This window comes from Streptomyces sp. NPDC005775 (genome assembly GCF_042871565.1).
GTDB lineage: Bacteria > Actinomycetota > Actinomycetes > Streptomycetales > Streptomycetaceae > Streptomyces.
On the sequence record NZ_JBIAIU010000004.1, the window covers coordinates 328,878 to 348,716 of the forward strand.

Consider the following 19,839-nt stretch of genomic DNA (forward strand, 5'->3'; position numbering starts at 1 on the left):
CTGGAGAGGTACGAGCTCCTCACGCTACGTGGCCGGTCCGACAACGGGCCCGCACCCCCGGGCGGCCCGCGCCACCGGAGCAGTTCCCGGGGTACGCGACAATGGGGGAATGACCACGCTCGCTCCCTCGCCCCAGTTGCTCCGCATCGGCCCGCACACCGTGCAGCCGCCGGTGGTCCTGGCCCCCATGGCCGGCATCACCAACGCGCCCTTCCGCACCCTGTGCCGGGAGTTCTCGGGCGGCAAGGGGCTGTTCGTCAGCGAGATGATCACGACGCGGGCCCTGGTCGAGCGCAACGAGAAGACCATGCAGCTCATCCGCTTCGACGCGAGCGAGACCCCGCGCTCGATCCAGCTGTACGGAGTGGACCCGGTCACGGTCGGCAAGGCCGTCCGCATGATCGTCGACGAGGACCTCGCCGACCACATCGACCTGAACTTCGGCTGCCCGGTCCCCAAGGTCACCCGCAAGGGCGGCGGCTCGGCGCTCCCGTACAAGAGGCCGCTGCTGCGCGCGATCCTCAACCAGGCCGTCTCGAACGCCGGTGACCTGCCCGTCACCATCAAGATGCGCAAGGGCATCGACGACGACCACATCACCTTCCTCGACGCCGGACGGATCGCCGTGGAGGAGGGCGTCACGGCCGTCGCCCTGCACGGCAGGACGGCCGCCCAGCACTACGGCGGCACCGCCGACTGGGACGCCATCGCCCGGCTCAAGGAGCACGTCCCCGAGATCCCCGTCCTCGGCAACGGCGACATCTGGTGCGCGGACGACGCCCTGCGGATGATGCGCGAGACCGGCTGCGACGGCGTGGTCGTGGGCCGCGGCTGCCTGGGCCGCCCCTGGCTCTTCGCCGACCTGGTGAGCGCGTTCGAGGGTACGGGGACGAGGCAGGCGCCCACCCTGCGCACCGTCGCGGACGTCATGCTGCGGCACGCGACGCTGCTGGGGGAGTGGATCGGTGACGAGACCCGCGGCGTGATCGACTTCCGCAAGCACGTGGCCTGGTACCTGAAGGGCTTCGCGGTCGGCTCAGAGATGCGCAAGAAGCTGGCGATCACCTCGTCGCTGGAGCAGCTCGGTTCCCAGCTGCACGAGCTGGAGCTGGACCAGCCGTGGCCGGACGGCGCCGACGGCCCCCGCGGGCGCACCTCCGGCAACAACCGGGTGGTCCTCCCGGACGGCTGGCTGAAGGACCCGTACGACTGCGCGGGCGTCAGTGCCGACGCGGAACTGGACACCTCGGGCGGCTGACAGCCCTCCCCGCCGGGAGGGGCACTCGGTGCCCCTCGGCAGGCGTGCTCATTTGAGCGTGAAATCAAGCGAAAATCGGCCTCGTCGGGCCGAGAAGTGACGTTCGGTGCATCCGCATGGCGTGATTCGCTGCCCCTGTGTGAGCGATGGGCCACCGCCAGCCACCTGGGAGGCGTCCGGATGGTGACATCTGAGCGGCGTCTGCGGCGTGATTCTCGCCACCTTGAGCCACATCTTGCTCACATGAGCGCAAAAAAGCAGGCTGCACTTCTCAAATGATGGCACTGCGTGCCAGGTGCCCTCACTTTGATCGATCGATCATTTCCGCTACTCACCGTCTCCGAGTGTCCGCCCCGTGCGCGCTCTCCGTAGTCATGCGTACAGGACTTGAACATGCCCCAGAAGCGGGCGCGCCCCGGGGATACTTTCGATCTGCTGGCGGACGGGTGGTTGAGGCCGCATGACGCGCAAGTGGACCTCCCCAGGCACCTTCGATCTGGGTATGTTCCTCGCCGTCAGGGCAGCCACCGCGTCGTCGAGGAGTCGAGACTCGTGTCGGAAAACGAAGACCTTCAGAAGTTCGTCTACGACTTCACCGAGGGCAACAAGGAACTGAAGGACCTTCTCGGCGGGAAGGGTGCCAACCTCGCCGAGATGACCAACCTCGGCCTCCCCGTCCCTCCGGGTTTCACCATCACCACCGAGGCCTGCAAGGTCTACCTCGACAGCGGTGAGGAGCCGGCCGCGCTGCGCGACGAGGTGAGTGCGCACCTCGACGCCCTCGAGGCCCGGATGGGCAAGAAGCTCGGCCAGGCCGACGACCCGCTGCTGGTCTCCGTCCGCTCCGGCGCCAAGTTCTCGATGCCCGGCATGATGGACACGGTCCTCAACATCGGCCTCTCCGACGCCTCGGTCGTCGGTCTCGTCGCCCAGTCCGGCGACGAGCGGTTCGCGTGGGACTCCTACCGCCGTCTGATCCAGATGTTCGGCAAGACCGTCCTCGGGGTCGACGGCGACCTCTTCGAGGAGGCGCTGGAGGGCGCGAAGGACGCCAAGGGCGTCACCGTCGACGTGGACCTCGACGCGGCCGACCTGAAGAAGCTGGTCAAGCAGTTCAAGAAGATCGTCACCCGGGACGCCGGACGCGACTTCCCGCAGGACCCGCGCGAGCAGATGGACCTGGCCATAAAGGCGGTCTTCGACTCGTGGAACACCGACCGGGCCAAGCTCTACCGCCGCCAGGAGCGCATCCCCGGCGACCTCGGCACCGCGGTCAACGTCTGCTCCATGGTCTTCGGCAACCTCGGCCCCGACTCCGGTACGGGTGTCGCGTTCACCCGTGACCCGGCCAGCGGCCACCAGGGCGTGTACGGCGACTACCTGCAGAACGCGCAGGGCGAGGACGTGGTGGCCGGCATCCGCAACACCGTGCCGCTCGCCGAGCTGGAGTCCATCGACAAGAAGTCGTACGACCAGCTGATGCAGATCATGGAAACGCTGGAGACCCACTACAAGGACCTCTGCGACATCGAGTTCACGATCGAGCGCGGCCAGCTGTGGATGCTCCAGACCCGGGTCGGCAAGCGCACCGCGGGTGCCGCCTTCCGGATCGCCACCCAGCTAGTCGACCAGGGGCTCATCGACGAGGCCGAGGCGCTCCAGCGCGTCAACGGCGCGCAGCTCGCGCAGCTGATGTTCCCGCGCTTCGACGACGAGGCGAAGACCGAGCGGATCGGCCGCGGCATCGCCGCGTCGCCGGGCGCCGCGGTCGGCAAGGCCGTCTTCGACTCGTACACCGCGGTCAAGTGGTCCCGCTCCGGCGAGAAGGTCATCCTCATCCGCCGTGAGACCAACCCGGACGACCTGGACGGCATGATCGCCGCCGAGGGCATCCTGACCTCGCGCGGCGGCAAGACCTCGCACGCGGCCGTCGTCGCCCGCGGCATGGGCAAGACCTGTGTCTGCGGCGCGGAGGATCTGGAGGTCGACACCAAGCGCCGCCGGATGACGGTGGGCGGGCGGGTCATCGAGGAGGGTGACGTCGTCTCCATCGACGGTTCGACCGGCAAGGTGTACCTCGGCGAGGTCCCCGTCGTGCCGTCGCCGGTCGTCGAGTACTTCGAGGGCCGGATGCACGCGGGCGCCGACGACGCCGACGAGCTGGTCGCCGCCGTGCACCGGATCATGGCGTACGCGGACCGGGTGCGCCGGCTGCGGGTACGGGCCAACGCGGACAACGCGGAGGACGCCCTGCGGGCCCGCCGCTTCGGCGCCCAGGGCATCGGGCTGTGCCGCACCGAGCACATGTTCCTCGGTGAGCGCCGCGAGATGGTCGAGAAACTGATCCTGGCCGACACCGACCAGGAGCGCGAGACGGCCCTGGAGCAGCTGCTGCCGCTCCAGAAGGCCGACTTCATCGAGCTCTTCGAGGCGATGGACGGACTGCCCGTCACCGTACGGCTGCTGGACCCGCCGCTGCACGAGTTCCTGCCGGACATCACCGAGCTCTCGGTCCGGGTGGCGCTCGCGGAGTCCCGCAAGGACGCCAACGAGAACGACCTGCGCCTGCTGCAGGCCGTGCACAAGCTGCACGAGCAGAACCCGATGCTCGGTCTGCGCGGGGTCCGGCTCGGCCTGGTCATCCCCGGTCTGTTCGCCATGCAGGTGCGGGCGATCGCCGAGGCCGCCGCCGAGCGCAAGAACGCCAAGGGCGACCCGCGCGCGGAGATCATGATCCCGCTCGTCGGTACGGTCCAGGAGCTGGAGATCGTCCGCGAGGAGGCCGACCGCGTCATCGCCGAGGTCCAGGCCGCCACCGGCACGAACCTCAAGCTGAAGATCGGCACGATGATCGAGCTGCCGCGCGCCGCGCTGACCGCCGGTCAGATCGCCGAGGCCGCGGAGTTCTTCTCCTTCGGCACCAACGACCTGACCCAGACGGTGTGGGGCTTCTCCCGCGACGACGTGGAGGCCTCGTTCTTCACCGCGTACCTGGAGAAGGGCATCTTCGGGGTGTCGCCGTTCGAGACGATCGACAAGGACGGCGTGGGCTCGCTGGTACGCAGCGCGGTCGCGGCCGGCAAGGCGACCCGTCCCGACCTGAAGCTCGGCGTCTGCGGCGAGCACGGCGGAGACCCCGAGTCGGTGCACTTCTTCCACGAGGTGGGCCTGGACTACGTCTCCTGCTCGCCGTTCCGCATTCCGGTGGCCCGCCTGGAAGCAGGCAGGGCGGCCGCGGAGTCGCGGGGCAGCGACAGCCGCTGAGGCGGGAGGACCACTGATTCCGCGGGCTGCCGCAGGACCGGACGACCCTCATCGGTCCGGCGGCGGCCCCGGAATTCCCTGAGGCGGCGGCACCCTGTGCGGGGGTGCCGCCGCCTTGTCATGTTCACGGGTTGCCGTAACCGCTTCACGGGAGTGGCACCTCCCGCAGGGCGATCGCCGGAATGTGAGCGCTTTCTGCATTCACCGGCAGTTCATGCCCGGCAGTCCATTGCTTCGTTTAATACGCAAAGAGATGGAGGGGGACGGGACCGGGGTGCGGCCCATGGATCCCCACCCATGGGCCGCACCCGGCTTGGAGGGCCCGGCCATTGGGGGGTGGCGTCGCGGTGCCGGGCACGCGCATCTGTGGCGTTGTCGTCAATCACCATGGCTCCGCCATGCTTCAATCCTCCGCCTTGCAGCTGCACGCACCCGGCGCCGCTCCTTCACCCACCCCCCAATGACCGGGCCCTCATACCCCGTCGAGTGCGGAGCCGCACCGTCACCAACCGCCGCCGAGCGAGCAAAACCCCCCACGGCCTTCACCCGCTCTTCCGGTGGCTCCGGAATCGCACCCGACGTCGTACAGCCTTTCGGGTGACGGTGGGTCGGGGCGAGACGTTTCACCTCTGGCCGAAACTCCGTGGTGACGTGCAGTTACCCTTCGCATACTCTGTCGCGGGGGCAATTGCAGGTGCAAGGAGTGGGGGTTCGGTGCTGCGTATCCATGTCTCCGGATGGGACCTTTCCAAGGTGCGGATGGCCACCGGGCCGGACGCCTTATGGGAGACCATTCTCAGCTTTCACCGGCTGAGAGACCGGCGGGCCTCCATGGTGTTCGGGAAATGGCGCTCCGAAGCGCGGTCGCGGTTGAATGGTGAAGTACGCCTGCTGTCCTCCGTGGTTCCACCGCGCGGCTATTTCCCGGACTTCCTGACGCCTTCTCAGGAAGGCGCCGAACCGATGGACCTCACCACGGCAATGGAAGCCCTGCGCGACACCCCGCCCGACCGCCTGCGGGCCGATCTGGCGGTGCTGGGCGCCCAGGCGGCGGCCGGCGGCCGCGGCGTGGCGAGGCGGGCGGTCCGGCCCGTGGCGCTGGAGGCACTGGGGGAGGGGCGCGCCGAGCCCCTGGGCCGGCTCATCGGGGCCCTGCGCGCCTACCACCGGGCCGCCGTCGAGCCGTACTGGCCGCACGTCCAGGCCAGCGTCGAGGCCGACCGCGCCCTTCGCGGGCGCGCCCTCCTGGACGGCGGCGCCGAGGAACTGCTGGCCTCGCTCCCGCCCGTGATCCGCTGGCGGGCGCCCGTACTGGAGGCCGACTACCCGGTCGACCGCGAACTCCACCTGGACGGCCGCGGCCTGCTCCTCCAGCCGTCGTTCTTCTGCCGGGGCACCCCCGTCGTCTACCGCGACCCGCTGCTGCCACCGGTGCTCGTCTACCCGGTCACCCACGCCGCGGCCCCGGCCTTCGCCGAACCGGGCCCCTGGCTCGGCCGGCTGCTCGGGAACACCCGGTCGACGGTGCTGAGGGTCATAGGCGACGGCTGCACGACCAGCGAGCTCGCCCGCCGCGCCGGGGTGTCCCTCGCATCGGCCAGCCAGCACGCCTGCGTGCTGCGCGAGGCGGGCCTGGTGCACACCCTGCGCCACGGCAGCTCGGTCCTGCACACGCTCACCCCGCTGGGCGGCTCGCTGCTGAGGGGCGGGGCGCCGCTCGCCGTGTCCTGAACCGCTGGACGGGGGACCGGGAGGGTTTTCCGCGCGGCGCCGCGCGGAAGGGCTTTGTCGTCCGGCGCCGATGAGTTTCCGGCGGCCCCGGCGTCTACCCGTCGTAAGCGCGTGCGAGAAGCGCACGGAGGACACCACCGAGAGAGCGAGACGGCCATGCCTCAGATGATCTTCGTGAACCTGCCGGTCAAGGACCTGGAGACGACCAAGGGCTTCTTCGGCAAGCTGGGCTACTCCTTCAACCCCCAGTTCAGCGACGAGCACACCGCCTGCCTCGTCATCAGCGACACGATCTTCGCCATGCTCCTGGAGGAGCCGCGCTTCAAGGACTTCACCAAGAAGGAGATCACGGACGCCTCGACGCACACCGAGGTGATCCTGGCGCTGAGCGCCGACAGCCGCGAGAAGGTGGACGAGCTGGCGGACACGGCCCTCGCCTCCGGCGGGTCGCCGGCCAACGAGACCCAGGACCTCGGCTTCATGTACGGCCGCTCCTTCCAGGACCCCGACCACCACATCTGGGAGGTCGTGTGGATGGACCCGGCGGCGGTGGAGGCCGGTGGCCGGTCCGACTGACGGCGGCGGAGGCCGCACGGCGCCTGTACGGGGGCCGCGCGGCCGGGCACGGAGGCGGTGGTTCCCTGCCCGGCTTCCGGCGTGGTCTCAGCGGGGGCTGATGTGGGCGGCGAGCAGATGGGAGTCGAGCAGTGAGGCGTCTGCCGTCCGGTCGGCCCGGGCGTATCCCGCCAGCATGCGTTTGGTCAGGATCAGGGCCTCGGGGGAGCGGCGGACGAGCGGCCGCGTCCACGCGGCGACGACCTCGTCCAGCCGGTCGAGCGGGGCGGTCTTGTGGAGGAGGCCGATGCGGTGGGCGGTGGGGGCGTCGAACACGTCGCAGGTGAGCATGAGCTCGCGGATCCTGGCGGCCCCGGCCTCGGAGACCAGGCGGCCCATCGCCCCTCCCCAGGCGGGCGGGAGCCCGACGCCGACCTCCGGCATGCGGAAGCGGCAGGTGTCCGCACCAGCGCGCAGGTCGCAGAACGAGGCGAGGGCGAGCCCGGCGCCGATCACGCGGCCGTGCAGCCGGGCGATCGTGACCGCGTGGGTGTTCTCCAGGGCCTGGCACAGGCGGTGGGCCTTGTCCGCCATGCGCCGCAGTCCTGCGCCGCTGGGATCCGCGGTGACCGCTGCCTGGTACTCGTTGCGGTCCGCGCCCAGGCAGAAGTCCCTGCCCAGGGAGGACAGGGTCAGGATCCGGATGTCCGGGCGTTCATGCAGGTCGTCGAGGAGCAGGAGGAGCTCGTCGAGAACGGCGACGCCCAGGACGTCGTCCTGCTCGTAGGGGTTGAGGCGCACATGGAGGACGGGACCTTCCTGGTCGACGCGTATCGCCTTGCGGAAGGGTCTGGTGGGGGTACGGGCTGTTTCGGTCATGCGAGGGCGACATCCAAGTTCAGCAGGCGCCGGAACGCCACCCGGGGCGCCATGGAGGGGCGGCGCACCAGAGCGAGGCGGGGAAGGCGTCGAACGATGTGACGGAGAAGTATCTGGGCCTCCAGCCGGGCCAGCGGAGCGCCCAGGCAGTAGTGGATGCCTCCGCTGAAGGCCAGGTGGGCGGGTTTGCGCCGGAGGTCGAAGCGGTCGGGGTCGCTGTGCCGGGCCGGGTCGCGGTGTGCGGCCCCCACCATGAGGTGGACCATCTCGTCCTTGCGTATCTCCCTTCCGCCCAGGACGCGGTCCTCGGCGGCGACCCTGCTGATCACATGGGTGGGCGGGTCGTAACGCAGGGTCTCCTCCACGAACGCGGGCACCGAGTCCGGCCGTTCGGCGACCATGTCCCAGCGGTCCGGGCGCTCGACGAGCAGGAGCGTCATGGTCGTGAGGAGCTGGGACGTGGTCTCCAGGGCGGCCAGGAGGACAAACAGAACCAGGAAGTAGACCGCCTCGTCGGCCTTGTCGCGGTCGGGTTCCATGGCGTCCCACGTCCTTGTCCAGCGGGACACGGGGTCATCGCCCGGGTGGGCGCGGCGCTCGCGCACCAGAGCGGTGAAGTAGGCGCGCAGTTCGGCGGTGGCCGCGTCCGACGCGGCCAGCTGGCTGGCCGAGGGCAGCAGTTCCTGCGTGAAGACCTGGTCATGGGTCAGGTGCCGCAGGCGGGGCCAGTCGGCAGCCGGCAGGCCGAGCCAGCCACCGATGGTGGCGACCGGGAGTTCCTCGCCCACCAGGGCGGCGAAGTCCGCCTCCCCGTCGCGCAGCCGCTCCGAGAAGGTGTCCAGAAGCCGGGCGGTCGTGGCGGTCACCGTCCGGCTGATCTGCTCCACGGTGGACCGGTCGAACGTACCGGCGGCCCGGCGGGCCCGGGTGTGATCCGGGGGATTGAGCGCGGCCAGGGTGTTGCTCATCTCCTGCGAGGAGGAAGCGTTCCACCGCGTCCCGGGAGGCTGTCTGCCACGCCACTGTTTGTCGGGCTCCAGCCAGTCCCGACTGCGCAACACCTGGTCGCACATGGCGAAGCTCGTGACGACGGTGCCGCCCCAAGGGGCGGGGATGACCTCGCCCCTCGACAGCAACTCCCCGTATATGGGGAAGGGGTCGGCCTGCCCTCCCGCCGTCCGCAGGCGGGAGAACAGCGAGGCAGACATCCTGCGCTCGTCAGTCGACGTGGTGACAACGCTCATGATGGCGGCTCCTTTCTAGAACCAGCCGCCATGCATACCCTCAAGATCGTTCAAGCATTCAATAACACAGAGAAATCAGGAGGTTACTTAGGTCACTCCCCTCTCGTCCATGCCAGGAAGCGGCTGAACAGGCCCCCCTTCTGATGGGACGCAGACGTGCCCGCCGAGCCCGAGGGCCGTGCGGAGGTGCGCTGTTCGGCCGGGGCGGGCTTCTGCGCCGACTGAGGATGGGCGGCATCGGCGACCGACAGGACCACGCGCGGAGTGAAGCGGACCGGAAGGGTCACCAACGAGCGGCTCCACGGGGTGGGGGCCCAGGCGAGGGTCTTGAACGGGACGCGCATCTCGATGTCGGGCAGCCGGTTGAGCAGGCTCTCGACAGCGGTGACCGCGATCATGAACGCCGGGTCCTTGGCGGGGCAGGCGTGCGGGCCCGCTCCGAACGCCAGGTGGGCCTTGGCGCTGAACTGCTGGCGGTGCTCGGTCAGCTTGGGGTCGGTGTTGGCCGCGGCGAAGGAGACCAGGACCGGGTCGTTGGCCCGGATCACCCGGCCGCCGAGCTCGACGTCGTGGGTGGGGTAATGGGCCGCGTAGTTGGCGATCGGCGCGTAGTTCCAGAGGGTCTGGGCCACCGCTTCCTCGACCGGCAGGCCGGTCTGCCACTCCTCGCCGAGGTACAGCGCGCTGCTGGTCGCGATGGTGGCGGTCAGCGGTGCGGTACCGCCGGAGAGCAGGGTCACGAGCTGGTGCAGCACCTCCTCGTCGCTCAGCTGGGCCGAGTGCTCCATCAGGCGGGTCGTCAGGTCAGCCGCCGGACGCCGCCGTTTGAGGGCGATCAGCTCGGTGAGCGCCCCGCCCAGCAGCTCATCGGCGCCGGCGGTGCCCTCGAAGATGCCGCTGATCCCGGCGATCACGCGGTCGCCGATCTCGGGCGGGCAGCCGAACAGATTGCTGAAGACCAGCAGCGGCAGCGGCTGCGCGTACTCGGCCATCAGCTCCGCCTGGCCCCGGGGCTCGGCGCCGAAGCGGCTGATCAGGTAGTCGGCGGACTGCTGTGTCTGCCGGATGAGCTGGGTCTCGTTGACCGTGGCGAGACTGTCGGTCACCGCCTGGCGCAGCCGGGCGTGCGCCGCGCCGTCGCTGAACAGCGCGTTGGGGCGGTAGCCCATCATGGGGAGCGCCGGGCTGTCCGCCGGGACGCGCCCCTCGTTCAGCGCGTTCCAGCGGCGCGAGTCGCGGACGAAGGACGCGGGGTTCTGCAGTACGTACAGCGCGGCGTCGTAGCTGGTGACCAGCTCCACCTCGACATCCGGGGCGATGTCCACCGGGGCGCTCAGGCCGAACGAGCGCAGATACGCGTAGTGGCCGTCGGGGTCGGCCCCGAACGAGGGCCCGTACAGCGGGACGTTGCCGTGGGCGGGGCATCCGGGAGGGGGTATCTCCTGTGCGCCAAGCGGTTGTTGCATTCCGGCACTCCTAGCCGAGTAGGGACATGAGGTGGGTGACGAGGGTGATGAGTGCCTGGGCCGAGGAGTTCTCGTCCCGTACGTCGCACTTGGCGACGGGGGTCTCGGCCGTCAGGTTCAGCGCCTCACGGACTTCGTCGAGCGGGTAGTCCGTGGTGCCCTCGAAGTGATTCACCCCGATGGCGTACGTCAGGCCGAAGCTCTCGACCAGGTCCAGGACGGGGAAGGACTCGTGCAGCCGCTCGGGGTCGACCAGGACCAGCGCGCCCAGCGCCCCCCGGGACAGCTCCTCCCACATCTCCTTGAAACGCTCCTGACCGGGCGTCCCGAAGAGGTACAGCACGAGCGTGTCACTGAGTGTGAGGCGTCCGAAGTCCATGGCCACGGTGGTGGTCTTCTTGTGCGGTGTGCCCGAGAGGTCGTCGAAGCCCTCGCTGGCCTCGGTGATCTCCTCCTCGGTCCGCAGCGGCTCGATCTCGGAGAGACTTCCGATACAGGTGGTCTTCCCGACCCCGAAGTGCCCCACGACGAGGATCTTCACCGCGTTGGAGACGTGTGGATCCAGGTGCACGCGTTACGCTCCGAATCGATTCTTCAGGCCTTCGAGCACGGCGCTGACCAGTTCTCTGTCGACACGCTCGGCACGCGGTATGGGCCTTCGCACCAGGATGAGGCTGTCCTCCTCCAGCTGCGCCAGCAGAATGCGCACGATGCCCAGCGGCAGGTGGGTGTGACCGGCCACTTCGGCCACGGACAGGAAGCCCTCGGCGACCAGGTCCATGACCTGACCCGCCTCCGGGGTGAGCGTGCGCGACGCGGCGGACGTGTCCTGAGCCGCCATGACGAGGGTGGTGTGTTCGTACTCGTGGTCCGGTGGCAGGGCCCGCCCGTTCGTGATCACGAAGAGAGGGACTAACGGGGACGTCAGCTCCAGATCCAGCTCCGGCTCGTCAGACATGGTCGGCCCCCTCCCTCCGTGCGGCCGGTGTGGTCAGTCCGGGCACCAGCTCGTGCAGGCGCGTGGTGAACTCCTCGATGTCGCAGTCGTGCTCGGCGGCGGCGGCCAGGAAGGCCCCGGAACCGGCAGCCATCAGGAAGATCCAGCCGTGCTGGTACTCGATGACCGTCTGCCGCCATTCGGCGCTCTCCAGCTCACCCGCGAACTGGGAGGTGACCCGGCTGTAGGCGTGAATGCCCGTCATCGCGGCGGAGATCGTGTCCGCCAGGTCCCTGCTCATTCCGCTGGTCGCCCCCCGGGGCAGCCCGTCGGACCCCAGCAGTACGGCGTGCCGGGCGCCGCGCACACCGGCGACCACCCGGTCGAGCTCGGCGAGCACGAATCCCGAGTCACTCGCCTGGCCCGCGCTTCCGCCCCGGGCCGCACCGGTGTTGCGCGTACCGGCGTCCTCCTCGGCGCTCACCCGCGGCGGCGAGGTGAGGTTGTTGCCCAGCCGCGCGACGAGGCGGTGCATGCGGAAGGAGATCTGCTGCATGTCCACATCGGGTGCCGCCGCGGCAGCCAGGTAGGCGCCCTGCCCCGCTCCGATCAGGAAGCTCCACCCGTGGGAGAACTCGATGATCGTCTGGTTCCACTGGCGGTCCTTCTCCGTTCCGGCGAAGTGAGCCGTGGCCCGGCTGAGCGACTGCATCCCGGCCATGGCGGCGGAGATGGTGCGCAGTTCCTTCTCACCCATGCCCTCCGTGGCCCCGCGAGGAAGGCCGTCCGCGGACAGCAGGACGGCGCGCCGCGCCCGGGGCACGTTCCGCACGATGTCCTCGAGCATCCACGACAGGTCTGCGCTCATACGTCCTCAGACCCTTCGAGCGACGTGGCGTCAAGGTTGCGGCCCGAGAGCGTGCCGCGTTGGAACGCTCCCAGGCTGCGGCCCGAGGTGCGGCCGCTCTCCTCGGCAGCCCGTGCGGCAGACCGGTCGGCGTCGGGGTCGGGCACACTCGCGATGGGCGCCTGGCGCGCTCCGCGCTTCGGCAGACCGTGCATCGTGCGCGCTGCCCCGCTCTGCGGCCGCGCCTCGTTGCGCAGGATGCTGCTGACGGGGGCCTCTTGGGCCGGCGGTGTCTCCTCCATGGTCCACAGCTCCTCGGGCAACAGGACGACGGCGCGGACGCCGCCGTACCGGGAGACTCCTGTGACGTCCACCTTGAAGCCGTACTGACGCGCGATCAGGCCGATCACCGAGAAGCCGAACTTCGGTTGGTTCCCGAGCTGCGACAGACGCGGGGCGACATCACCGGAGAGCAGCTCGGTCGCTCGCTGCCGGTCTTCGTCGTTCATGCTGACACCGGCGTCGTCGATGACGATGCACAGGTTGTTCTGGACCCTCTGGAACGTCACCTCGATCGGTGCGTCCTGCTGGGAGAAGCTGGCAGCGTTGTCAAGCAGTTCGGCCACGGCGAGGGCGACGGGGGCGACCGCCGAGGCCTTCAGCGCGAGACCGGTCTGCTGCATGATGGCGACCCGGTGGAAGTTACGGATCTGGCCCTGGGCGCTGCGCACCACGTCGTAGACGCTGGCGGGCCTGTTGCGGCGGCCGAGCGGCGCACCGCACATGACCGCGATGCCCTGCGCCTTGCGCGCCATCTGCGCGTTGGCGTGGTTGACCTCCAGCAGGTCACTGAGCACGGCGTGACCGCCGTACTTCCGCTGCACGCCGTCCAGGAGCGTCGTCTGCTCCGCCGCGAGACTCTGCAGGAAGCTGGCGGCCCCCTTGAGGACCGCCTTGGTGTTCTCCTCCGCGGCCTCCTTGGCCTCCCGCAGGGTGCTGTCCTGCTGACTCATGAACCTGTGCAACTCGGCTCGCGAGACGTGGAGGTGACTGTCGGACGTGTGCAGCTGGCGCCGCAGCTCGGCCTCGGTCTGCTTCTTCTTCGCCCCAAGGGCTCTATTACGGGCGGTGAGTACCACTGCTGCGACAACGGCTATCGCCGCCACCGCAACCAAGCACCACACAAGTGCGTCTTGAGTCATGGAAACCTTTCCCGGCGCATGGTGTGCGGACGGCGATGGACACACCTGGCGGGGATCCGCGAGCAGCCGCTCGGCACGGCGCGGCCACTGTTGTGCGGATTGACAGGGGGGCCGGTCGCACATCAGCATCTGAGCCTATTGGATCAAGATCACAGATGCGGGGATGCTATCACCGGGCCCCGGTTCCGCCGGACGGCCGCCGGAGCGGCGGAGGCGGGCAACGCACGGCCTGTGCTGCCGCGTTCAAGGCTCCGCCCCGGTTCTGGCGCGGTCGGCCCGGGTATTCGTCCCGCGGTCGGTCACCAGGGGCCCGGGGATCCGCGCAAGGGATGTGACAACTCCTCACTTGTGCGGATGCTGTGAACAACCTGTGCCGGCGGGCCGGGCGCGGCACCGCATCAGCGGCGGCCGTCACGCCGCGTCGCTCATCCGCCGGGTGACCTCGTGACGTCGCCGGGCCGCCGTCCCCTGCCGAACGCCTGAGGGGCGGCCGCCCCAGCGCTGTCGCTCGGACGGCCGCCCCTCGGCGTCGGCCTGGAGTGCCCCTGGTCGCACGGGCCGCGAACGGTGGTCGGCCGCCTCGCCGCGCCCGCGCCCCCGCGCTCAGTCCGCGCGGACCTCGAAGACCGGAACCGACACCTCGTCGTCGTCCAGGCACGCGCCCGTCGCCAGGTCGAAGCGCTGCTTCAGCAGCGGGGAGGCGACGAACGGCTGCCCCTCGTCCGAACCGACCAGCCCGCGCGAGAGCACGTACGCACCGGTGAACGGGTCGCGGTTGTCGATCGCGTACGTACGCCCCGCCCGGTCCACGAATAGCGCGACCTGCCGGCCGTCCGGGAGCAGGGCGGCGACGCCGCGCCCCGGCGTGAGCAGCGAGCGGTCGCAGACCGTCAGCCAGTCTCCGCCGGAGGCGAGCCGGATGACCTGGGTGTCCTGCGCGGTCTCCATCGTCCCGTTCATCGTCTGGGTCGTCATCAGGAGGCGGTCCCTTCAAGAGTGCGGATGGCGAGAACCGGGCCCGCGAGGATGTCCAGGTCGGGCTTGACCTGGTCGCGTTCCGGGACGAACTTCACCGACGGGTCGGGCGCGTCGGGTGCGTTGACGAAGGTGACGAAGCGGCGCAGCCGCTCCGGGTCGTTGATGGTCTCGGCCCACTCGTCGCGGTAGCCGCGCACGTGGTCGGCCATCAGCCGCTCCAGCTCGTCGCAGAGCCCCAGCGAGTCGTGGACGACGACGTCCCGTACGTGCTCCAGGCCGCCCTCGATCCGGTCCAGCCAGGTCGAGGTGCGCTCGAGCCGGTCCGCCGTGCGGATGTAGAACATCAGGAAGCGGTCGATGAGCCGGACCAGTTCGGCGTCCGACAGGTCCTGGGCCAGCAGGTCCGCGTGGCGCGGGGTGGCGCCGCCGTTGCCGCCCACGTAGAGGTTCCAGCCGCCGGCCGTGGCGATGATCCCGAAGTCCTTGCCGCGGGCCTCGGCGCATTCGCGGGCGCAGCCGGAGACCGCCGACTTCAGCTTGTGCGGGGAGCGCAGGCCCCGGTAGCGCAGCTCCAGGTCGATCGCCATTTTCACGGAGTCCTGGACGCCGTAGCGGCACCAGGTCTGACCCACACAGGACTTGACCGTCCGCAGCGACTTCCCGTACGCGTGCCCCGACTCGAAGCCCGCGTCGACCAGCCGGGTCCAGATCAGCGGCAGCTGGTCGACGCGGGCGCCGAACAGGTCGATCCGCTGACCACCGGTGATCTTGGTGTAGAGGCCGAAGTCCCGGGCCACCTCGCCGATCACGATCAGCTTCTCCGGAGTGATCTCGCCGCCGGGGATGCGCGGCACGATCGAGTACGAGCCGTTGCGCTGGAGGTTGGCCAGGAAGTGGTCGTTGGTGTCCTGGAGTGCCGCCTGCTCGCCGTCCAGCACATAGCCGCTCGCGCCGACCGTCGGCGCCAGCGAGGCGATGACCGAACCCACCGTCGGCTTGCAGACCTCGCAGCCGTCGCCCCCGCGCGCCGCCTCACGGCCGTGCGAGTCGAGCAGCTCGGCGTACGACGTGATCTCCAGGGTGCGGACGATCTCGTACAGCTCGCTGCGGGTGTACGAGAAGCAGCCGCACAGGCCCTTGTCCTGGCTCTGCGGGAGCAGCTGGCCGATGACCTTGACACAACTGCCGCAACCCGTGCCGGCCTTGGTGCACTTCTTCACCTCGGGCAGCGTGGTGTGCTCGCAGATCGCGCCCTTCGTGACGTTGTGGCAGGAGCAGATCACGGCCTCGTCGGGCAGCGAGGAGGGGCCGAGGGTGACCGGGGCGCCCACACCCGCCGGCAGCACCAGCTGCTCCGGGGCGACCGGCAGGACCGTACCCGTCATCGGGCGGAGCGTGCCGTACTGGTCGGCGTCCCCGACGAGCACCCCGCCCAGCAGCGTGCCGTCCTGGCCGATCACCAGCTTCTTGTAGACGCCGGAGCGGGAGTCCGCGTACACGACGTCCAGGCAGCCCTCGGAGGTCCCGTGGGCGTCACCGAAGGACGCCACGTCCACACCCAGCAGCTTCAGCTTCGTCGACAGATCGGCGCCGGTGAAAGCCGCCTCCTTGCCCGCGATGACCTCGGCGGCCGTCTGCGCCATCTCGTAACCGGGCGCCACCAGGCCGTACACCCGGCCGTCCGAGGCGAGCGCGCACTCGCCGATCGCGAAGACGGCCGGGTCGGAGGTGCGGCACGCGTCGTCGACGATGACGCCGCCGCGCTGGCCGACCGCCAGTCCGCAGTCCCGGGCCAGCTGGTCGCGGGGCCGTACGCCCGCCGAGAAGACCACCAGGTCCGTGGCGAGCGAGGAGCCGTCGGAGAGGGACATCCCGTTCACCGAGCCGTCCTCGCCCGCGGTGACCTCCTGCGTGCCGACGCCCGTGTGGACGCTCAGCCCCATGTTCTCGATGGTGCGCAGCAGCGCCGCGCCACCGCCCTCGTCCACCTGGACCGGCATCAGCCGCGGCGCGAACTCCACCACGTGCGTCTCGAGGCCGAGACCCTTCAGCGCGCCCGCGGCCTCCAGGCCGAGCAGTCCGCCGCCGACGACCGCGCCGGTCGTCGCCGTCTTCGCGTACTCCTCGATCGCGAGCAGGTCCTCGATCGTGCGGTAGACGAAACAGCCCTCGCTGTCCTTGCCGGGGACCGGCGGAACGAAGGGGTAGGAGCCGGTGGCCAGCACCAGCGTGTCGTAACGGAAGGTCTCGCCGGAGCGCGCGGTGACCGTGCGCGCCTCGCGGTCCACGGACTCGGCGGGGTCGCCGACCCGCAGCTCGAAGCCGTGCCGCTCCATGAAGCCCTGCTCGACCAGCGACAGGTCCTCGGGGGTCTTCCCCGAGAAGTACGAGGTCAGCTGCACCCGGTCGTAGGCGGCGCGGGGCTCCTCGCACAGGACGACGACCCGGGCGGTGCCCGCGGTGGCCGTCAGCCCGCGGTCGGCGAGGGCCTCCAGGAAGCGCTGGCCGACCATGCCGTGCCCGACGACCACGATGGTCGGCGCGGCTGCTGCGGTGGAGGTGTGGGCGGTCGGGAAAGTGGACACCGGCATCTCAGAAGCCTCCGTCGTTGGTGAGCAGGTGGAGCAGGGACGTTTCGGCGGGGAGCGGGGCGTCGTCCTGCCAGGTGCGGGCCAGGGTGCCGACCGCGGCGAGATCGCCGAGCAGCACACCGCCCGCCAGCCGGTCGCCACGGACGACGACCGTCCGGTACGCGCCCCGGGTGGCATCCGCCAGCCGGATCACGTCGTCGCCGGGCAGCGGCCGGGAGTCACCGAAGGCGGCGAGGTCGAGCGATCCGGAAGCGGGGTCGGCCGGGCCGTTCAGCGTCAGCCGGGTCAGGGCCCGCGTGCCGTCGTAGCGGGCGGGCCGCCCGGCCAGCACCTCGGCCAGCACATCGGCCTGCTCCAGCGCCGGGCCCGCGAGCCCGTACACGGTGGAGCGGTGCTCGGCGCAGTCGCCCACGGCGTGGATGTACGGGTCGGAGGTGCGCAGCTCGTCGTCGACGACGACACCCTTGCGGACCTCCAGGCCGGCCGCCTGCGCGAGCCCCGTGCGGGGCCGCACCCCGCAGGCCAGGACGGTGATCTCGGCCGCCAGCTCGTAGCCGTCGGCGAGCTCCACGGCCCCGACCGCACCGTCGGAGCAGCGCAGCCCGCGGACGCGGCACTCGGTGTGCACCTCGACGCCCAGGGACTCCAGATGGCTGCGCAGCAGCGCGGCCGACTCCGCGTCCAGCTGCCGCTCCATGAGGTGCTCGCCCTGGTGGGCCAGCACCACCTGGGCGCCGCACTCGGCCAGCGCCCGGGCCGCCGACACGCCCAGGAGGCCGCCGCCGATGACGACCGCGCTCACCCCCGGCCGCACCGAGGCGCGCAGCGCCATGCAGTCGTCGAGGGTGCGGAAGGCGTGCACCCCGTCCGGCAGCGTGTTCCCGAGCCCCCGCAGCGGCGGGAGCACCGGGTTGGATCCGGTGGCCAGCACCAGCCGTCCGTACCGCACGACGCTTCCGTCGTCGCAGTGCACCAGCCGGTCGTCCCGGTCGATCCGCACCACCCGCACCCCGCGCCTGACCTCGGCCGGGGGCAGCGCGATCACGTCCGGCGCATACCGCCCGGCCAGCACCTCGGCCAGCAGCACCCGGTTGTAGGGGGCGTGCGACTCCTCGCCGATGACGGTGACATCGGGCACCCGGGCGGCCAGGCGTGCGCCCGCCATCCCGGCGCCGATCACCACCACCCGCGCCGTGTTCTCCGTCCGTGTCCTCATGACAGGAAGCGTGCCGGGAGGGTGTTACCCGTCCGGATCCCCACTGTTTCCCGGGAGGAACCTTGCGCTCAGCGTCGGCGGACGTCGTCTGTGAGGCCCGGGCGACGGCGGCAAGCTCAGAGCCGGCTCAAGAATCCGGCGGCGGTTGGACGCGGCACATGCCGTTTCCCTAGGGTCGCGATCATGCCTGACATAACCCTGACCACCCTCGTCGTGCTGTGCCTCGCCGCGGCCGCGGCCGGGTGGATCGACGCGGTGGTCGGCGGCGGCGGGCTGCTCCTGCTGCCCGCGCTGCTGCTCGGACTGCCGCACCTCCCGGCCGCCCAGATCCTCGGCACGAACAAGGCCGTCGCCATCGTCGGCACCTCGGGCGCCGCCGTCACCTATGCGCGCAAGGCGCCGGTGAAGATCGGCACGGCGGTGCGGATCGGTCTTGCGGCACTCGCCGGATCGATGACCGGTGCCTTCTTCGCCGCCGGGATCAGCAGCGAGGTGCTGCGCCCGGTGATCATGGTGGTGCTGCTGGCCGTCGCCGCGTTCGTGATGCTGCGCCCCCAGTTCGGCCGGTCCGCCGAGGACGGCACGGCGCCCCGGGTCACGCGGGCCCGTACGGTCACCGCGATCGTCCTGGTGGGCGGCGGCATCGGCCTGTACGACGGGCTGTTCGGGCCGGGCACCGGCACCTTCCTCGTGCTGGCGCTCACCGCGGTGCTGCACCTCGACCTGGTGACCGCCTCCGCCACCGCCAAGATCGTCAACGTCTGCACCAACGGCGGGGCCCTGGCGATGTTCGCCTACCAGGGCAACGTGATGTGGCAGCTGGCCGCGCTGATGGCGGTGTTCAACCTGGCGGGCGGCCTGTTCGGTGCGCGGATGGCGCTGAGCCGGGGCAGCGAGTTCGTCCGCGGGGTGCTGCTGGTGGTCGTCTTCTCGCTGGTCGCCAAGCTCGCCTTCGACCAGTGGCAGGCCTGAACGGCACAGAGCCCCTCAGCGCACGCCGGTGAGGTGGGCGTACGCGACCACGTTGCCCTCGTAGCCCGTCGCCGGGGAGAACCCGCCGCCGCACGTGATCAGACGCAGCGAGGCGTGCTGCGAGGCCCCGTAGACCCGCCGGTCGGGGAAGTCGTCGTTGTCGTACACCTCGATCGCGTCGACCGAGAAGACGGCGGTGCGGCCGTCCCGGCGGAGCACCTCGACGGTGCTGCCCTTCTTCATCGACCCCAGGTCGTAGAAGACGGACGGGCCCTGGGCGTTGTCGACGTGACCGGCGATGATCGCGGTGCCCTTGGCGCCGGGCGGCGGGCCGTCCTCGTACCAGCCGACGAGGTCGGTGTTCCCGGCCGGCGGTACGTCGAGGCTGCCGTCCGGTCCGAGGCCCAGCCGCATCATCGGGGCGTCGACCCGGATGCCGGGGATCGTGAGGCGGACGGGCGCGGAGGGCCGCAGCGGCTCGGCGACCGGCGATCCGGGCAGCAGGCCGGGACCGGCGGCGAAGGCGTCGGCGGAGGCCGGGGCCGGCGGGGTCAGCTGGGTGTGGGCGCCGTTCCTGACCAGCCAGAGACCTGCCAGCGCCGCGACGACGAGCAGCCAGCCCTTGGCCTTCTGGGACACGGTCGTCCTCCGGGTGACGAGAGGTGGATACGGTCCCGTCCCGGTGGCGCGGGGCCACCG

At 70.6% G+C, this 19,839-nt stretch carries 16 protein-coding genes; 5 read left to right on the plus strand and 11 right to left on the minus strand.

Annotated features, from left to right (window positions below; translation table 11 throughout):
* Positions 1-109 precede the first annotated feature (109 nt).
* The 4 genes from dusB to ACFYPA_RS11870 all read left to right on the plus strand — a co-directional run bounded on the left by dusB (position 110) and on the right by ACFYPA_RS11870 (position 6,829).
* A complete protein-coding gene (gene dusB, locus ACFYPA_RS11855; RefSeq protein ID WP_359086381.1) occupies positions 110-1,258 on the plus strand; it encodes a tRNA dihydrouridine synthase DusB in 1,149 nt (382 codons plus the stop codon).
* 552 nt (positions 1,259-1,810) lie between these two features.
* Complete coding sequence (gene ppdK / locus ACFYPA_RS11860) at positions 1,811-4,522, plus strand: pyruvate, phosphate dikinase (protein ID WP_359086382.1); 2,712 nt, start codon at positions 1,811-1,813, stop codon at positions 4,520-4,522.
* A gap of 714 nt (positions 4,523-5,236) precedes the next feature.
* Complete coding sequence (locus ACFYPA_RS11865; RefSeq protein ID WP_389131334.1) at positions 5,237-6,253, plus strand: ArsR/SmtB family transcription factor; 1,017 nt, start codon at positions 5,237-5,239, stop codon at positions 6,251-6,253.
* Positions 6,254-6,409: 156 nt separating this feature from the next.
* The gene (locus ACFYPA_RS11870; RefSeq protein ID WP_359086385.1) at positions 6,410-6,829 is read left to right on the plus strand and encodes a VOC family protein; all 420 of its coding nucleotides are present in this window, start codon (positions 6,410-6,412) and stop codon (positions 6,827-6,829) included.
* 87 nt (positions 6,830-6,916) lie between these two features.
* On the opposite strand, the gene ACFYPA_RS11875 is transcribed toward ACFYPA_RS11870, so the two are convergent.
* From ACFYPA_RS11875 to ACFYPA_RS11920, 10 genes are all read right to left on the minus strand, one after another.
* On the minus strand, positions 6,917-7,687 hold the full coding sequence (locus ACFYPA_RS11875) for an enoyl-CoA hydratase/isomerase family protein (RefSeq protein ID WP_359351132.1): 771 nt from the start codon (positions 7,685-7,687) through the stop codon (positions 6,917-6,919).
* Positions 7,684-8,931, minus strand: a complete 1,248-nt coding sequence (locus ACFYPA_RS11880) for a cytochrome P450 (RefSeq protein WP_389131337.1) — start codon at positions 8,929-8,931, stop codon at positions 7,684-7,686. Before ACFYPA_RS11880 ends, ACFYPA_RS11875 begins: the two co-directional genes overlap by 4 nt.
* A gap of 92 nt (positions 8,932-9,023) precedes the next feature.
* Positions 9,024-10,397 (minus strand): cytochrome P450, encoded by a 1,374-nt coding sequence (locus tag ACFYPA_RS11885; protein WP_389131340.1) that lies wholly within the window; start codon positions 10,395-10,397, stop codon positions 9,024-9,026.
* Positions 10,398-10,407: 10 nt separating this feature from the next.
* Positions 10,408-10,968 carry an ATP/GTP-binding protein gene (locus ACFYPA_RS11890; protein WP_359086392.1) on the minus strand — a complete coding sequence of 187 codons (561 nt, stop codon included), beginning with the start codon at positions 10,966-10,968 and terminating at the stop codon, positions 10,408-10,410.
* 3 nt (positions 10,969-10,971) lie between these two features.
* Positions 10,972-11,355, minus strand: a complete 384-nt coding sequence (locus tag ACFYPA_RS11895; protein WP_359086394.1) for a DUF742 domain-containing protein — start codon at positions 11,353-11,355, stop codon at positions 10,972-10,974.
* A complete protein-coding gene (locus ACFYPA_RS11900; protein WP_359351121.1) occupies positions 11,348-12,202 on the minus strand; it encodes a roadblock/LC7 domain-containing protein in 855 nt (284 codons plus the stop codon). Before ACFYPA_RS11900 ends, ACFYPA_RS11895 begins: the two co-directional genes overlap by 8 nt.
* The gene (locus tag ACFYPA_RS11905; RefSeq protein ID WP_359086396.1) at positions 12,199-13,383 is read right to left on the minus strand and encodes an ATP-binding protein; all 1,185 of its coding nucleotides are present in this window, start codon (positions 13,381-13,383) and stop codon (positions 12,199-12,201) included. The genes ACFYPA_RS11900 and ACFYPA_RS11905 overlap by 4 nt, the downstream gene beginning before the upstream one ends.
* 603 nt (positions 13,384-13,986) lie before the next feature.
* Positions 13,987-14,358, minus strand: a complete 372-nt coding sequence (gene nirD, locus ACFYPA_RS11910) for a nitrite reductase small subunit NirD (protein WP_389131344.1) — start codon at positions 14,356-14,358, stop codon at positions 13,987-13,989.
* Entirely contained in the window at positions 14,358-16,952 is a 2,595-nt protein-coding gene (nirB, locus tag ACFYPA_RS11915) for a nitrite reductase large subunit NirB (RefSeq protein ID WP_389131347.1), read from the minus strand. The genes nirD and nirB overlap by 1 nt, the downstream gene beginning before the upstream one ends.
* Position 16,953: 1 nt before the next feature.
* The gene (locus tag ACFYPA_RS11920; protein ID WP_359317635.1) at positions 16,954-18,168 is read right to left on the minus strand and encodes an FAD-dependent oxidoreductase; all 1,215 of its coding nucleotides are present in this window, start codon (positions 18,166-18,168) and stop codon (positions 16,954-16,956) included.
* 183 nt (positions 18,169-18,351) lie between these two features.
* Between ACFYPA_RS11920 and ACFYPA_RS11925 the strand changes: the two genes are divergently transcribed.
* Complete coding sequence (locus ACFYPA_RS11925) at positions 18,352-19,140, plus strand: TSUP family transporter (RefSeq protein ID WP_359317632.1); 789 nt, start codon at positions 18,352-18,354, stop codon at positions 19,138-19,140.
* 15 nt (positions 19,141-19,155) lie between these two features.
* Here ACFYPA_RS11925 and ACFYPA_RS11930 read toward each other — a convergent pair whose 3' ends face one another.
* Positions 19,156-19,779, minus strand: a complete 624-nt coding sequence (locus ACFYPA_RS11930; RefSeq protein ID WP_389131350.1) for a class F sortase — start codon at positions 19,777-19,779, stop codon at positions 19,156-19,158.
* Between the last annotated feature and the right edge of the window lie 60 nt (positions 19,780-19,839).

Bases quoted from the DNA above. Each gene is read 5' to 3' on its own strand.
- dusB (WP_359086381.1), top strand. From the start codon at position 110: ATGACCACGCTCGCTCCCTCGCCCCAGTTGCTCCGCATCGGCCCGCAC.
- ACFYPA_RS11870 (WP_359086385.1), top strand. From the start codon at position 6,410: ATGCCTCAGATGATCTTCGTGAACCTGCCGGTCAAGGACCTGGAGACG.
- ACFYPA_RS11875 (WP_359351132.1), bottom strand. From the start codon at position 7,687: ATGACCGAAACAGCCCGTACCCCCACCAGACCCTTCCGCAAGGCGATA.
- ACFYPA_RS11880 (WP_389131337.1), bottom strand. From the start codon at position 8,931: ATGAGCGTTGTCACCACGTCGACTGACGAGCGCAGGATGTCTGCCTCG.
- ACFYPA_RS11885 (WP_389131340.1), bottom strand. From the start codon at position 10,397: ATGCAACAACCGCTTGGCGCACAGGAGATACCCCCTCCCGGATGCCCC.
- ACFYPA_RS11895 (WP_359086394.1), bottom strand. From the start codon at position 11,355: ATGTCTGACGAGCCGGAGCTGGATCTGGAGCTGACGTCCCCGTTAGTC.
- ACFYPA_RS11900 (WP_359351121.1), bottom strand. From the start codon at position 12,202: ATGAGCGCAGACCTGTCGTGGATGCTCGAGGACATCGTGCGGAACGTG.
- ACFYPA_RS11905 (WP_359086396.1), bottom strand. From the start codon at position 13,383: ATGACTCAAGACGCACTTGTGTGGTGCTTGGTTGCGGTGGCGGCGATA.
- nirD (WP_389131344.1), bottom strand. From the start codon at position 14,358: ATGACGACCCAGACGATGAACGGGACGATGGAGACCGCGCAGGACACC.
- nirB (WP_389131347.1), bottom strand. From the start codon at position 16,952: ATGCCGGTGTCCACTTTCCCGACCGCCCACACCTCCACCGCAGCAGCC.
- ACFYPA_RS11920 (WP_359317635.1), bottom strand. From the start codon at position 18,168: ATGAGGACACGGACGGAGAACACGGCGCGGGTGGTGGTGATCGGCGCC.
- ACFYPA_RS11925 (WP_359317632.1), top strand. From the start codon at position 18,352: ATGCCTGACATAACCCTGACCACCCTCGTCGTGCTGTGCCTCGCCGCG.